Source organism: Bacteroides pyogenes DSM 20611 = JCM 6294 (genome assembly GCF_000428105.1).
GTDB lineage: Bacteria > Bacteroidota > Bacteroidia > Bacteroidales > Bacteroidaceae > Bacteroides > Bacteroides pyogenes.
The window spans coordinates 151,256-165,888 of sequence record NZ_KE386624.1 but is presented as its reverse complement, the minus strand read 5'-3'; the positions used below and the strand labels follow the sequence as shown (position 1 = coordinate 165,888).

The 14,633-nt window shown below is 49.2% G+C and carries 13 protein-coding genes and 1 other RNA gene; 11 read left to right on the top strand and 3 right to left on the bottom strand.

The annotated features are described in order from the left end of the window. Positions 1 to 18 precede the first annotated feature (18 nt). The 7 genes from C234_RS0114680 (at position 19) to C234_RS0114650 (ending at position 7,734) form a co-directional block, all read left to right on the top strand. Entirely contained in the window at positions 19 to 1,656 is a 1,638-nt protein-coding gene (locus tag C234_RS0114680; RefSeq protein ID WP_027326372.1) for a C69 family dipeptidase, read from the top strand. A 108-nt stretch (positions 1,657 to 1,764) separates the two neighbouring features. Then, positions 1,765 to 3,510 (top strand): phospho-sugar mutase, encoded by a 1,746-nt coding sequence (locus tag C234_RS0114675; RefSeq protein ID WP_021645427.1) that lies wholly within the window; start codon positions 1,765 to 1,767, stop codon positions 3,508 to 3,510. 285 nt (positions 3,511 to 3,795) lie between these two features. Beyond that, on the top strand, positions 3,796 to 4,332 hold the full coding sequence (hpt, locus tag C234_RS0114670) for a hypoxanthine phosphoribosyltransferase (protein ID WP_021645429.1): 537 nt from the start codon (positions 3,796 to 3,798) through the stop codon (positions 4,330 to 4,332). Positions 4,333 to 4,400: 68 nt separating this feature from the next. Further along, complete coding sequence (locus tag C234_RS0114665; protein ID WP_021645430.1) at positions 4,401 to 4,970, top strand: adenylate kinase; 570 nt, start codon at positions 4,401 to 4,403, stop codon at positions 4,968 to 4,970. A gap of 74 nt (positions 4,971 to 5,044) precedes the next feature. Continuing rightward, positions 5,045 to 6,208: a GTPase ObgE gene (obgE, locus tag C234_RS0114660; RefSeq protein WP_027326371.1), complete on the top strand. Its 1,164-nt coding sequence runs from the start codon at positions 5,045 to 5,047 to the stop codon at positions 6,206 to 6,208. Further along, positions 6,205 to 7,047, top strand: a complete 843-nt coding sequence (gene pgeF, locus C234_RS0114655) for a peptidoglycan editing factor PgeF (protein WP_027326370.1) — start codon at positions 6,205 to 6,207, stop codon at positions 7,045 to 7,047. Before obgE ends, pgeF begins: the two co-directional genes overlap by 4 nt. A gap of 21 nt (positions 7,048 to 7,068) precedes the next feature. Then, entirely contained in the window at positions 7,069 to 7,734 is a 666-nt protein-coding gene (locus C234_RS0114650; protein WP_027326369.1) for a B3/B4 domain-containing protein, read from the top strand. 483 nt (positions 7,735 to 8,217) lie between these two features. On the opposite strand, the gene C234_RS0114645 is transcribed toward C234_RS0114650, so the two are convergent. Then, on the bottom strand, positions 8,218 to 9,369 hold the full coding sequence (locus tag C234_RS0114645) for a lactonase family protein (RefSeq protein WP_027326368.1): 1,152 nt from the start codon (positions 9,367 to 9,369) through the stop codon (positions 8,218 to 8,220). A gap of 151 nt (positions 9,370 to 9,520) precedes the next feature. Between C234_RS0114645 and ssrA the strand changes: the two genes are divergently transcribed. Then, positions 9,521 to 9,917: a transfer-messenger RNA gene (gene ssrA / locus C234_RS17280) on the top strand. A 192-nt stretch (positions 9,918 to 10,109) separates the two neighbouring features. Here ssrA and C234_RS0114635 read toward each other — a convergent pair. Together C234_RS0114635 and cdd are read right to left on the bottom strand one after the other, a co-directional pair. Beyond that, a complete protein-coding gene (locus C234_RS0114635) occupies positions 10,110 to 10,952 on the bottom strand; it encodes an AraC family transcriptional regulator (protein WP_034536704.1) in 843 nt (280 codons plus the stop codon). Beyond that, on the bottom strand, positions 10,949 to 11,437 hold the full coding sequence (cdd, locus tag C234_RS0114630) for a cytidine deaminase (protein WP_027326366.1): 489 nt from the start codon (positions 11,435 to 11,437) through the stop codon (positions 10,949 to 10,951). Before cdd ends, C234_RS0114635 begins: the two co-directional genes overlap by 4 nt. Before the next feature lie 112 nt (positions 11,438 to 11,549). Between cdd and C234_RS0114625 the strand changes: the two genes are divergently transcribed. The 3 genes from C234_RS0114625 (at position 11,550) to C234_RS0114615 (ending at position 14,615) form a co-directional block, all read left to right on the top strand. Further along, positions 11,550 to 12,455 carry a glucosaminidase domain-containing protein gene (locus tag C234_RS0114625; RefSeq protein ID WP_027326365.1) on the top strand — a complete coding sequence of 302 codons (906 nt, stop codon included), beginning with the start codon at positions 11,550 to 11,552 and terminating at the stop codon, positions 12,453 to 12,455. 162 nt (positions 12,456 to 12,617) lie between these two features. After that, on the top strand, positions 12,618 to 13,865 hold the full coding sequence (locus C234_RS0114620; RefSeq protein ID WP_027326364.1) for an efflux RND transporter periplasmic adaptor subunit: 1,248 nt from the start codon (positions 12,618 to 12,620) through the stop codon (positions 13,863 to 13,865). 84 nt (positions 13,866 to 13,949) lie between these two features. Further along, on the top strand, positions 13,950 to 14,615 hold the full coding sequence (locus C234_RS0114615; protein ID WP_021645442.1) for an ABC transporter ATP-binding protein: 666 nt from the start codon (positions 13,950 to 13,952) through the stop codon (positions 14,613 to 14,615). The last annotated feature ends 18 nt before the right edge of the window (positions 14,616 to 14,633 follow it).

The following is a 14,633-nucleotide window of genomic DNA, read 5'->3' as shown; positions in this document are numbered from 1 at the left end:
TAATAATATAGTTGACGTATGAAGAAAAGAATCCTTTTATCTGCTGTAATGCTTTTGGCAGCTTTGGCGAACACTTTCGCCTGTACGAATCTCATTGTCGGTAAAAACGCTTCTGCCGACGGTTCGACCATTGTTTCCTATTCCGCCGACTCTTACGGATTGTTCGGGGAGCTTTACCATTATCCCGCCGCCACTTATCCTGAAGGCACGATGATGAAAGTACACGAATGGGATACGGGTAAGTATTTGGGGGAGATCGAGCAGGCACGCCGGACGTATAATGTGATTGGCAATATGAACGAGTTTCAGCTGACAATCGGGGAAACCACTTTCGGAGGACGTCCCGAACTGACCGATTCTACCGGAATCATCGACTATGGAAGTCTGATTTATATTACGTTGCAGCGCGCGCGTACTGCTCGTGAAGCAATTAAAGTAATGACCGACTTGGTGCAACAATACGGATATTACAGCAGCGGGGAGTCGTTCACCATTGCCGATCCCAACGAGATTTGGATAATGGAAATGATCGGTAAAGGCCCCGGTATCCGCGGTGCCGTATGGGTGGCGGTTCGTGTGCCGGATGATTGTATTTCGGCTCATGCCAACCAAGCCCGTATCCATCGGTTCGATATGAACGATAAAGACAATTGCATATACTCCCCGGATGTTGTTTCATTCGCTCGTGAAAGAGGATATTTCAACGGTGTGAATAAAGAATTCAGCTTTGCTGAGGCTTACGCTCCACTTGATTTTGGTGCCCGCCGTTTCTGCGAAGCACGAGTATGGAGCTATTTCAATCGGTTTACCGACCGCGGCAACGAATTCCTTCCTTATATAGAAGGGGATACCGATGAACCGATGCCGTTGTTTGTACGACCGAACCGGAAAATTTCGGTACAGGATGTGAAGGATATGATGCGCGACCATTACGAAGGCACTCCGCTGGATATTTCGAACGACTTCGGAGCCGGTCCGTATAAAATGCCTTATCGTCTGTCTCCATTAAACTTTAAAGTAGGAGATAAGGAATATTTCAACGAACGCCCCATCTCTACCCAGCAGACCGGTTTTGTGTTTGTGGCGCAGATGCGTGCGGATAAGCCCGATGCCATAGGGGGCGTACTCTGGTTTGGGGTAGATGACGCGAATATGACCGTATTTACGCCTGTATATTGCTGTGCCACAAAGGCTCCCGTTTGCTACACCCGTGTGGACAATGCCGACTATATCACCTTTTCATGGAACTCTTCCTTTTGGATATTCAATTGGGTGTCGAACATGATATATCCTCGTTACGATTTGATGATCGGTGATTTGAGATCCGTCCAGCGTGAATTGGAAGAAACATTCAATCGGATGCAGGAAAAGGTGGAAGAAACTGCTGCCGGTTTGCTGGAGAAAGATAAAAAAGCAGCGGTCGAATTTCTGACCGGCTATACGGACGAAACTGCCCGCAAGACGCTCGATACATGGAAAGAACTGGGAACTTTCCTGATTGTGAAATACAACGACGGGGTGGTGAAACGAATGAAAGACGGAGTGTTCGAACGGAATTCCATCGGTCAGCCTGCCACAGTCATTCGTCCGGGCTATCCGAAAGAATTCCTTGAGGAGTATGTGAAACGAACCGGAGACAGATATTTGGTAAAATAATGTCTTTTTTCCTACGAACCGGTAGGAATTATAAACTTATTATTTTAAATTTGTGTGTTGTAAAAACAACGGATAGGTAAAAGTAATTAATTTATAAAATAATACAATATGGAAAATCAGGAACTTATTAAACAGGTCACTGAGAAAGCCAAGAAGTGGTTGACCCCGGCCTATGATGCCGAAACTCAGGCTGAAGTGAAACGTATGATCGACAGTGAGGACAAAACCGAACTCATAGAAGCTTTTTACAAAGATCTGGAGTTTGGAACCGGCGGTTTGCGCGGAATTATGGGTGTAGGCAGCAATCGTATGAATATCTACACGGTAGGAGCCGCCACACAGGGGCTTTCCAACTATTTGAAGAAGTGCTTCAAGGATCTTCCTCAGATTTCGGTGGTGGTAGGGCACGACTGCCGCAACAACAGCCGCTTGTTTGCGGAAACTTCCGCCAATATATTCTCCGCCAACGGCATTAAAGTATATCTTTTCGAAGATATGCGTCCTACGCCGGAAATGTCTTTCGCCATTCGTCATTTGGGTTGCCAGAGCGGTATTATACTGACGGCTTCGCATAACCCGAAAGAATATAACGGATATAAAGCTTATTGGGACGATGGCGCTCAGGTATTGGCTCCGCACGATAAAGGCATCATCGATGAAGTAAATAAGATTGCCTCAGCCGCCGACATTAAGTTCGAAGGCAATCCGTCGCTCATTCAAATCGTCGGCGAGGAGATAGACAAGATCTTCCTCGACGCGGTGCAGACGGTGTCTCTCGATCCGGGAGCTATTGCCCGTCATAAAGACATGAAGATTGTTTATACGCCGATTCACGGTACGGGCATGACGATGATTCCGCGAGCTCTGAAAATGTGGGGATTCGAAAATGTATCTACCGTGCCCGAACAGATGGTGAAGAGCGGAGATTTCCCGACAGTCGTTTCTCCGAATCCGGAAAACGCCGAAGCATTGACCATGGCTATCGATCTGGCTAAGAAGATCGACGCCGACCTTGTGATGGCTTCCGATCCGGATGCCGACCGTGTGGGTATCGCTTGCAAAAACGATAAAGGCGAATGGGTGCTGATCAACGGTAACCAAACTTGTATGATGTATCTTTACTATATCCTGACCCAATACAGGCAATTGGGCAAGATTAAAGGAAACGAATTCTGTGTAAAGACTATCGTGACCACCGAACTGATCAAGAAAATTGCCGATAAGAACCAAATCGAAATGCTCGATTGCTATACCGGATTTAAATGGATTGCGCGCGAAATACGTATCCGCGAAGGTAAAAAGAAATACATCGGCGGCGGTGAAGAAAGCTACGGGTTCCTTGCCGGCGACTTTGTTCGCGATAAAGACGCGGTTTCTGCCTGCTGCCTCATTGCGGAAATAGCCGCTTGGGCGAAAGACAACGGCAAATCGCTCTATCAGTTGCTGCTCGATATTTATGTTGAATACGGTTTCTCCAAAGAAGTTACGGTTAATGTAGTGAAGCCGGGCAAGAGCGGAGCCGAAGAGATTAAAGCCATGATGGAGAACTTCCGCTCGAATCCTCCGAAAGAACTGGGCGGTTCGAAAGTGGTTTTGCGGAAAGACTATCAGGTATTGGAGCAAACGGATGACAAAGGCAATGTAACGAAACTCGATATGCCCGATACATCGAATGTGCTGCAATACTTCACCGAAGATGGAAGTAAAGTTTCCGTTCGTCCGTCGGGAACCGAGCCGAAGATTAAATTCTATATGGAAGTCACCGGCGATATGGGATGCCGCAACTGTTTCGCCAACGCCGATGCCGAAGCGACGGAAAAGGTAGAAGCTGTGAAGAAATCGTTGGGCATTTGATTAGCCCCATCATTTCCGGATAAATAGCACGGATGCGTTAAAAGCCGTTTCAGCCTCAGGTTTGTGGGCTGAAACGGCTTTCCTGTTTATACCGATGAGGCTCTTTCAATATTTTGTCATGTGGTTGATAAACCATAGTTTGGTTGTCTTTCTCTGTTTCGGTAGCCATTTTCTTGCGGTATGCCTGTCTTAATCTGCCTGTTCTCTCAAAGAAATTGTAAAAGTTGATACATAGAGTCGAATAAAAATAGTACTTTTGCCTCAACTTTTTTAAAATTACCGGTTATGGATACCATTCAGATAAAAGACAAACAATTTACCGTTTCCATTAAAGCGCACGACATTCAGAGGGAAGTGATTCGCGTGGCAAATGAGATCAATCGCGATCTGGAAGGAAAGAATCCCTTGTTTCTGAGCGTATTGAACGGCTCTTTCATGTTTACTTCCGACTTGATGAAGCATATCACTATCCCCTGCGAAGTGTCTTTCGTAAAGCTGGCTTCTTATCAGGGAGTGGCTTCTACCGGAACCATTAAGGAGGTGATCGGGCTGAACGAGGATATTGCCGGACGCACGGTAGTGATTGTAGAAGACATTGTAGATACGGGGCTGACTATGCAGCGTTTGGTCGAAAGTCTGGGAACCCGGCATCCGGAATCCATCCATATCGCTTCGCTTTTGGTGAAACCCGACAAGCTGAAGGTGGACTTGGATATCCAATACATCGCGATGAATATTCCGAACGACTTTATTGTGGGCTACGGATTGGATTACGACGGATTCGGACGCAATTATCCCGACATCTATACGGTGGTGGAATGAACAAGCCGGCAGGAGCGGGAATCGGATCGAGAAAGAAAGATTGTAAATATTAAAATCATAAATAGAAAATGTTGAATGTTGTAATTTTCGGTGCTCCGGGTTCGGGAAAAGGAACGCAGAGCGAACGTATTGTAGCGAAGTATGGACTCAACCATATCTCTACGGGAGATGTGTTGCGTGCTGAGATTAAAAACGGAACGGAACTGGGTAAGACGGCAAAAGGTTACATCGATCAGGGACAGCTGATTCCGGACGAACTGATGATCGATATTCTGGCAAGCGTATTCGACAGCTTCGGAGAGAGCAAAGGCGTTATCTTCGACGGTTTTCCCAGAACGATCGCCCAGGCGGAGGCGTTGAAAAAAATGTTGTCGGAGCGGGGACAAGAGGTGTCGGTCATGTTGGATCTCGACGTGCCGGAGGATGAATTGATGACGCGCCTGATTAAACGGGGGCAAGATTCCGGTCGTGCCGACGACAATGAAGAAACCATCAAGAAACGCCTGCAGGTGTATCATTCGCAGACAGCTCCGCTGATAGACTGGTATAAGAACGAAAAAAAATACCGCCACATCAAAGGGCTGGGTACGATGGAAGGCATTTTTGCCGATATCTGCGACGCGATAGAGAGCGTTTGATGCCCGGTAGAGTATCCGGTACTCATTTGTTTCTATTTATTTCCCGATTATTCATTCATTAATTATATACTGACGTGGCTGAATCGAATTTTGTTGATTACGTAAAGATATACTGCCGTTCCGGAAAGGGCGGAAGAGGGTCTACGCACATGAGGCGCGAGAAATATTGTCCCAACGGAGGTCCCGACGGGGGCGACGGAGGAAGAGGAGGTCATATCATCTTGCGGGGTAACCGTAACTATTGGACGCTGCTTCACTTGAAGTACGACCGCCATGCGATGGCGGGGCACGGAGAGTCGGGCAGTAAGAACCGAAGTTCGGGTAAAGACGGAGCCGACAAGGTGATTGAGGTGCCGTGCGGAACGGTGGTTTACAATGCCGAAACCGGCGAATACCTCTGCGACGTGACCGACGACGGGCAAGAGGTTATCTTGCTGAAAGGAGGTCGGGGCGGTCAGGGTAACTGGCATTTCAAGACGGCGACGCGCCAGGCGCCTCGTTTTGCGCAACCGGGCGAGCCGATGCAGGAAATGACCGTCATCATGGAGTTGAAGCTGCTGGCGGATGTAGGATTGGTGGGATTCCCCAATGCGGGCAAGTCTACTTTGCTTTCTTCCATTTCGGCGGCGAAACCGAAGATTGCCGATTATCCTTTCACAACGCTCGAACCCAATCTCGGAATCGTTTCATATCGCGACGGAAAGTCGTTTGTCATGGCGGATATTCCGGGTATCATCGAGGGAGCCAGCCAGGGAAAAGGTCTGGGGTTGCGCTTTCTTCGGCACATCGAACGCAATTCTTTGCTGCTTTTCATGGTGCCCGCCGATAGCGACGACATCCGCAAGGAATACGAAATACTGCTCAACGAATTGCGCACTTTCAATCCGGAGATGCTCGACAAGCAAAGGGTATTGGCAATCACCAAGAGCGATATGCTCGATCGGGAACTCATGGATGAGATCGAACCCACTTTGCCCGAAAGCATTCCGCATGTGTTCATCTCGTCCGTTGCCGGCTTGGGAATCGCCGAACTCAAGGATATCTTGTGGGAGGAGCTGAATAAAGAGAGCAACAAGATAGAAACGATTGTGCACCGCCCGAAAGACGTAAGCAAGCTGAAAGAGGAGTTGAAAGATATGGGTGAGGATGAAGACTTTGAATACGAGTACGAGGACGCCGATGAGGATGATTCGGATTTCGACTATGAATATGAAGAGGAAGACTGGGAGGAAGAATGATACCACTCACCAAAGATAAAAGGATGTTGGGGTTCAGGCTGTTGAGTGCCTGCCCCGACATTTCTCATTTTGTGACCACCCGTTACGGCGGATGCGGGGAAGGCGCGTACGGCACGTTCAACTGTTCGCCTTTTTGCGGCGACGATGAAGAAAATGTGCGGAAGAACCAACGGCTTCTTCTCGACGCGTTGCCTGTGCAACCTGCCGAATTGGTTATTCCCCGTCAGGTGCACGGAAGTACCTGTATGGTCATATCCGACCGTTACCACTTTGCTTCTCCCGATGAGAAAAAGGAAATGCTCGAAGGGGTAGACGCGCTTATCACCGTTTTGCCGGGCTATTGCCTCTGTGTTTCGACCGCCGATTGCGTGCCTGTGATGTTGTACCACAAAAAGAAGAATCTGGTGGGAATCATCCATGCCGGATGGCGAGGAACGCTGGAGTCCATCACCTTTTGGACCTTGACCGCCTTGAAGGAGAACTACGATTTATATCCCGAAGACTTTATCGCCTGCATCGGTCCGAGCATCTCTCTCGAATCATATGAGGTGGGAGAGGAGGTGTACGAAGCCTTCCGCAAGAAGAATTTCAACCTCGATTCCATATTCGTTTGGAACAAGCCTACCCGGAAACACCACCTCGACTTGTGGAGAGCCAACGAGCTTCAGCTGCTGGAAGCGGGTGTTCCTATCGCCCAGATAGAGGTTGCGGGCATCTGCACCTACATTCGTCACGAAGAGTTCTTTTCGGCAAGACGGTTGGGCATACAGTCGGGAAGAATCCTGTCGGGCATTATGTTGACGAAAAAAACAACTTATCAAATGCCGCGCTTTATATAGTGCGGGAAACCATCATAAAGCATGTTTGAAATCAAAGTATCCGAAGAAATAAAGAAAGCCTGCCCCGTGTTTGCCGGTGCGGCTGTGTATGCGGAAGTGAGGAATACGCCTTACTGCGAGGGACTGTGGGCGGAAATCGATGAATTTACCGGTTGGCTGACTTCGTCCACACGGATGGAAGACATCAAGAACCAGCCTGTGATTGCCGCTACGCGCGAGGCCTACAAACGCTGCGGGAAAGATCCGGGACGCTACCGTCCCTCTGCCGAGGCGTTGCGGCGCAGACTGATGCGCGGCATTCCGCTGTATCAGATAGACACGCTGGTGGATGCAATCAATCTGGTTTCCCTGCGCACGGGGCACTCCATCGGAGGGTTCGACGCGGACAAGATAGAGGGGGAATTTCTCGAGTTGGGCATCGGCAAAGCCGAAGAACCGTTTGAAGCCATCGGGCGGGGAATGCTCAACATCGAAGGGCTGCCCGTGTACAGGGATGCGGCAGGAGGCATCGGCACACCTACCAGCGACCACGAACGGACGAAAATGAATGTGGAAACGAGGCATATTCTTGCCATCGTGAACGGCTATAACGGTAAAGAAGGATTAGCGGAGGCTGCCGAAATGATCCGTTCGTTGTTGGTACGTTATGCCGGATCGGACGGAGGAACGGTGCTTTACTTCGAGTGACCGCTTTCATCGGCGGTGCGAGGTGAGCATGCCGCCGGTGGGTTGCAAGCCGTTTGTTTGCCGCGCCTCTTTTCGGTGAAGAGGCTACTCGGGGTTCGGGCAGCCGCTTGAATGTCCCAACGGTCGGGACGATTTTGGGAGGAGAAAGCTTTGTATCTGTGAAATGAAAGATCTGTTTCTGTCAAATGCGGATTTTGTTTCTGTGGAATGAAGGCTCTGCTTCTTTCCAATTGAACTTTTGTTCTCATCAAATGCAGCCTCTGTTTTCATCAATCCAAGCCTTCGTTACTGCCAAATGGAGCCTCTGTTTCTGTGGAATGGAGCCTCTGTTTCTGTGGAATAGAACCTCTGTTTCTATCCTCTGAAAGGGTTGTTACCGCTGCAAACAACCGTTATCCCTTACATTCATCCATTCCCAACAAACATTCGGGCGAATCTTTTCTATTTGAACCTCCTTTTTACCCCTCCCACCGGAAACTCCGGTCAAGGCACAAACTTGATGCAAACCGGGCGGTCCACAGGAATATCCTTGTTCGTATTCGTCAGCAGTCCGCTCTCTTCGTCCCGTTCGTACACCTGAATCGCACGGCTGTCTCTGCAAGCCACGAGCACGAACTTTCCGTTGGGGGTGATGGCGAAATTGCGCGGGTGAATCCCTGTGAGCCGGTATCCGGCTTTGGTCAGCCGCCCGTCTTCGGCATTGATTCGGAAGATGGCCATCCCGTCCGCTTTCAGACGGTTGCTTGCGTAGAGGAACCGCCCGTCGGGACTGATGTGTATATCCGCGCTTCCGCGTGCTCCCACCGTATCGGCTGCAATGCTTTGAAGCTCCGTCAGGTTTCCGTCGCGACAACCGAAAACTGTCACCATACCCGAAAGTTCGTTGATGAGATACGCGTATTCGCCTCCGGGAGCGAAAGTCAGGTGACGGGGGCCCGACCCTGCCTCCACACGGAATGCGGCGGGTGTGCCCTCTTTTAAGAAAGGCTTGCCGTTGTTCGCGTCGGCATTTTTGTCCACTTCATACTTATAAATCTTGTCCGTCCCCAAGTCATTGGCAAAAAGAAGGCGTCCGTCCGGAGAGAATTGTACGCAATGCAGGTGCGGCTTCCGCTGCCGTTCCGGGTCGGCGCCCGAACCTTCGAGCTTTAGTACCTCAGCTGCGGGAAGCAACGAGCCGTCTGGCGCGATCGGGAAGACGGAGATGCTTCCCCCGCTGTAATTCGCTGTCACCGCATATTTGCCGTTCGTGATGATGTAGCACGGATCTTCGCCTTGTGTCGGTTGCACATTGAGCGGGCGGAAGCTCCCTTTCTCCTTCTCGAAAGCGAACGCGCACACCGCCGCCCGTTCATCGTTCAGCTCGCTCACGGCATACACCGTATTTCCGTCGGGAGCGACTGCCAGATAAGACGGATTCTCCATCTCCGCTTCGCTCAAGAACGTGGCTGTTCCCTTTTCTTCGTCGAACCGGTACGAATATATCCCCTTGCTTTCGCCCGAAGTATATGTCCCAACCAGCATGGTCAGCTTTCCTTCCTGTTCCTGTAATGCTTGTTCCGCTTTATGCTTTTTCGGCGAACAGCCCCATGCAAGCATGCCGATCGCGCAACCCGTAATCAATGCCTTCTTCATATCGTTTTCGTATTTTCCATGTTTTTCGGTGTGTAAAGATAACGGTTTGATATAATAATTGCTAATGCCGGAACGAAAATCGGAAAATATTGCGTATCTTTGTTCCCTCGGAAAGAGTTCCGTACAGCCACTATCCTGTAAGGACAAATTTGGGGTTGACTGGATTTGACAGCGGGCAGAAATGGTAGGTAAGCATGCAGTGGGTCGGTAATTTCCACTTAAATCTCAGTTATCAAAATTTTATCTGGCGAAACTAATTACGCTCTTGCTGCTTAATCGAAGTATAGTAGATTAGCTTTATCCTGATACAAGGTGTCGGGACGAGACATCACTCGGAAGCTGTTGCTCCGAAGCATTCCGGTAAAGTGGTGCAGTGAAATCGGGGATAGTTCGAAGCGGCCTCGCGTTTCGGATGAAACTTTAGAGGATAAGGCAGGGATTGATGGCTTTGGTTCTGTCCTTGCACGAAAACTTAGGCAAAGATAAGCATGTAGAAAGCTTATGATTTCCTCGTTTGGACGAGGGTTCGATTCCCTCCAGCTCCACAATAAGCACTCATTGATAGTGTTTTATGAAATTTGTACACGAAATAGCCCCTGTTTTAACAATTGGGGCTTTTTTATTGCGATGCACGCAAGCAAACGGTATTGCCCCGATTTTCCCTTCCGATTGTCATGTAGCTTGACGGCTTTCTTTATATCCGTCGCCGATTGGCGCAACGATAAATCTCGCCTTCGTTTCTAAGCGTTAGCTCCGGTCTGGTTCCTGAACTGAACGGCGCTTTGCCCCGTCATGTTCTTGAAGAAACGGCTGAAAGAGGCCTGATCTTCGAATCCCAGCAAGTCGGCTATCTCTTTGGCGCTTTTGTTGCTGTACAGCAGCAAGCGTTTCGCTTCCGCCTCCACCCGTTCGTGAATGATCCGCAACGGAGAGGGAAGTTTGCATGTCGAGAATACATTCGAAAGAGTTTTAGGCGATTTGTGCAAAAGGTCGGCATAGTCCTGCACTTGCTTTTTGGTTTTGAAGTGCTCGTCTACCAGGTTGTAGTATTTACGCACAATTTCGAAACTCGACTCCTTTTCGGCTGTGATATTCAGCCGTTGCCTTGCCACACGCGTGCAAAGAATGATGAAACGCTTCAAGGTGATGCGCAGCATCTCTTCTTGAAGGCTGTCGGCGGTATTGAATTCCTTTTCCATTGCCTGCACCACTTCGGTCAGTTGCCGGTGTTCCTCCTCGTTCAGGGTGAAGCGGATCAGGTGCGATGAGCCGTTGAACAGGAATCCGCTGCACGATACTTCATGGTCGTTGCCGTATATACAGTAGAAGTTTCCGTTGAAGAGCAGCGTAAAGTACTCTCCGTCTATCGATTTGAATTCCAAATGCTGAAGGTTCGTCAGAGAAATCACGTCGTCTTTTGCCAGCAACATTTCCTGATGATCCACTTCCACGGTAATGCTTCCTTTCCGCACCCAGATAAACTTGTAGAGTCCCTTTTCTTTCCGGAGCGCTGTTTCGGTATGATAAGAATCGGTTATTGCGAGCGTTCCTTTCAGTTTGCTGTGATACTGTAGTGTCGTCATGATTTTATCTCCATGGCCGATGCCTCGAACGACAACGGCAATAAGTCGCCGATGGTTTTTATTTCGTATATATGCTTTTTCCCGAACAACAGGATGCGCAACGGTTGTCCGTAGCGCTTTTCGGTTTCGAGTATTACTTGCCGGCAGGCGCCGCAGGGAGGGATGGGATCTTCTAAAAAGTCCTGTTCGGTTCTGGCGGCAACAGCCAGCGCATCCACCGGTTGGTCGGGATATTGGGAGTTGGCATAGAATAGAGTCGTCCGTTCGGCGCATATCCCCGACGGGTAAGCGGCGTTCTCCTGATTGCTTCCGGTGACTATCGTCCCGTTTTTCAGCCGGGCCGCCGCGCCTACCGAGAACCGTGAGTAAGGGGCGTAACTGCCTTTTGTCGCATCCATGGCGGCTTTTACCAACATCCGGTCGGCCTCGTTCAGTTCTTCCAATTGATATGCTTTAATGATAGCGGTAATTGCCAGTTCTTTCATATTAAGTGAGGAGTTGGGGTTTATGTTTAATTTCACAAAGTTAGGAAAGAGATTGATATTCCCAATTATTTTTCGGACTTTTGTTCTCAATAACTCAGATATATGAAGGAATATGAGGAACAAATGGTATAGACTTCCGGGACTGTTGGTCGTTTTGTTTGTAACAATTCATGTACAGGCGCAAAGAAGAAATACGCGTTATTTGGAATATATAGACAAGTATAGCGATTTGGCTGTGGAGCAGATGAAGATCCACAAGATTCCGGCAAGCATCACATTGGCGCAGGGACTGCTCGAAAGCGGCGCGGGATACAGCCAGCTGGCGCGCAAAAGCAATAATCATTTCGGGATAAAATGCGGCGGAAATTGGCGAGGGCGTACGGTGAGACACGATGATGACGCGCGGGGAGAATGTTTCCGTGCGTACAGGCATCCGCGCGAATCGTATGAAGATCATTCCGCTTTCCTTAAGCGGGGAGCCCGTTACGCTTTTCTTTTCAACCTCGATATCACCGATTATAAAGGATGGGCGCGCGGACTGAAAAGGGCGGGTTACGCTACCGACCCGTCGTATGCCAACCGGCTGATTACCATCATCGAAGACTACGACCTTTATAAATACGACCGGAAAGGAGTCTATTCGACCCGGAAGTTGCGGAAAGAACCGTGGCTGATGAACCCTCATCAGGTGTACATCGCCAACGGAATAGCTTATGTGATTGCCCGCAACGGCGATACGTTCGAGGCGATCGGCAAGGAGCTGGGTATCGGATGGCGTAAGTTGGTGAAGTATAACGACCTGCACCGGGATTATACGTTGACCGACGGAGATATTATTTACCTGAAGGGGAAGAAGAAAAAAGCATCGCCTCAGTATACCGTTTATATCGTGAAGGATGGAGATTCGATGCACGCTATCTCCCAGAAGTTCGGTATCCGGTTGAAGAATCTCTATAAGATGAATCGCAAAGAGGGCGATTATGTACCCGAAGTAGGCGACCGCTTGCGCTTGCGTTGACGTGGAAACTGGGTGAACCGAACGATAAATTCGAACAGGGTGTCCGATTTCGGACACCCTGTTTTTTTTGCTTTTTGTTCTTTTTCAGCCTGTTATCTTTTTGGCACAGATTTGGCATATCGGATGAACGAAAATAAACATGTACTTATTAAATACTCGGATATGGACAGAGAAATACCCAAAGAGGTGCGCGATAAAGAGCGCAATAAAAAAATAATTCGTTATTCGTCGATAGGGATTGCCGTTGTGATAGCTGTCAGTGTGCTCATCTCTTTCATGAGGGCGGGGGTGGATAGAAAAACGCTGACTTTTTCCACGCTCGACAAAGGAACGCTCGAGGTAAGTGTGAGCGCGTCGGGAAAAGTGGTTCCGGCTTTCGAAGAAATCATCAATTCGCCTATCAACAGCAGGATTGTCGAAGTCTATAAGAAAGGAGGCGACAGCGTGGATGCGGGTACTCCTATACTGAAACTCGACCTGCAAAGCACGGAGACGGAATACAAGAAGCTGCTGGACGAAGAGCAGATGCGCCGTTACAAACTCGATCAGCTTCGTGTGAACAATCAGACAAAACTTTCGGATATGGCCATGCAGATTAAGGTATCGGCCATGAAGCTCGACCGGATGAAGGTGGAGCTGCGCAACGAACGTTATCTCGACAGTCTGGGGGCGGGAACGACGGACAAAGTCCGTCAGGCGGAGCTTAGCTATCATGTGGCGGCGTTGGAGTACGAACAGTTGAAGCAGCAATATAGCAACGAGCGGGAAATCGCTTCCGCCGAACTGAAAGTGCAGGAACTCGACTTCAACATCTTCCGTAAAAGTCTGGCGGAAATGAAGCGTACTTTTGAGGACGCGCAAATCCGCTCTCCGCGTAAAGCGATTCTGACTTATATCAATAATCAGATCGGAGCGCAAATATCGAAGGGGAGTCAAGTGGCGGTCATCTCGGACTTGAGTCATTTTAAAGTCGAAGGTGAAATCGCCGACACGTATGGCGACCGTGTGGTAGCCGGAGGAAAGGTAATTGTGAAAATCGGCAGTGAAAAACTGGAAGGCGTGGTGAGCAGCGTGACGCCTCTTTCGAAAAACGGGGTTATCTCTTTCACCGTTCAGCTTAACGACGATCACAACCGCCGCCTGCGGTCGGGGCTGAAGACGGATGTGTATGTGATGAATGCGGTGAAAGAAGACGTGATGCGCATCGCCAACGGTTCGTTTTATGTCGGTAGCGGCGAATATGAATTGTTTGTGCGCGCTTCGGAACATGAGCTGGTGAAGCGGAAAGTGCAACTCGGTGAATCGAACTTCGAATATGTGGAGGTGATCGGCGGACTGAAACCGGGCGATGTGGTGGTAGTCAGCGATATGAGTTCATATAAAAACAAGAATAAACTCAAGTTGAGATAGCGGGCATGCCGCCTGTCGCCTTGTGCTGTTATTGTTTGCCGGCATCGAATCAAATTTAAATATCAAACTTAAAACATTATAATTATGATTACATTGACTGCTCTTTCCAAGATATACCGTACGGAAGAGATTGAAACGACGGCTTTGGAAAATGTGAACTTATCGGTGGAACGCGGTGAGTTTCTCAGTATCATGGGGCCTTCGGGCTGTGGGAAATCGACCTTATTGAACATTATGGGGTTGCTCGATACGCCTACTGCGGGTACGGTGGAGATAAACGGCGTATCCACTGCCGGCATGAAAGATAAGGAGCTGGCGGCTTTGCGCAACCGGACTTTGGGGTTTGTTTTTCAGTCTTTTCATCTTATAAATTCGCTGAACGTTCTTGACAACGTAGAGCTGCCCCTGCTTTATCGCGGTGTGAAAGGGAGCGAGCGCAAACGTTTGGCGCAGGAGGTATTGGAGAAAGTCGGCCTGTCTCACCGGATGCGTCATTTTCCCACGCAGCTTTCCGGAGGGCAGTGCCAGCGTGTGGCCATCGCGCGGGCGGTTATCGGCAATCCGGATATTATCCTTGCCGACGAGCCTACCGGCAATCTCGACTCAAGAATGGGGGCGGAGGTGATGGAACTTCTTCATCGTCTGAACAAAGAAGAGGGGCGTACCATTGTTATGGTCACCCACAATGAAGAGCAAGCCGGACAAACCTCGCGTACCGTTCGCTTTTTCGACGGCCGTCAGGTTCAATAATCTTTTAATTTTATCACA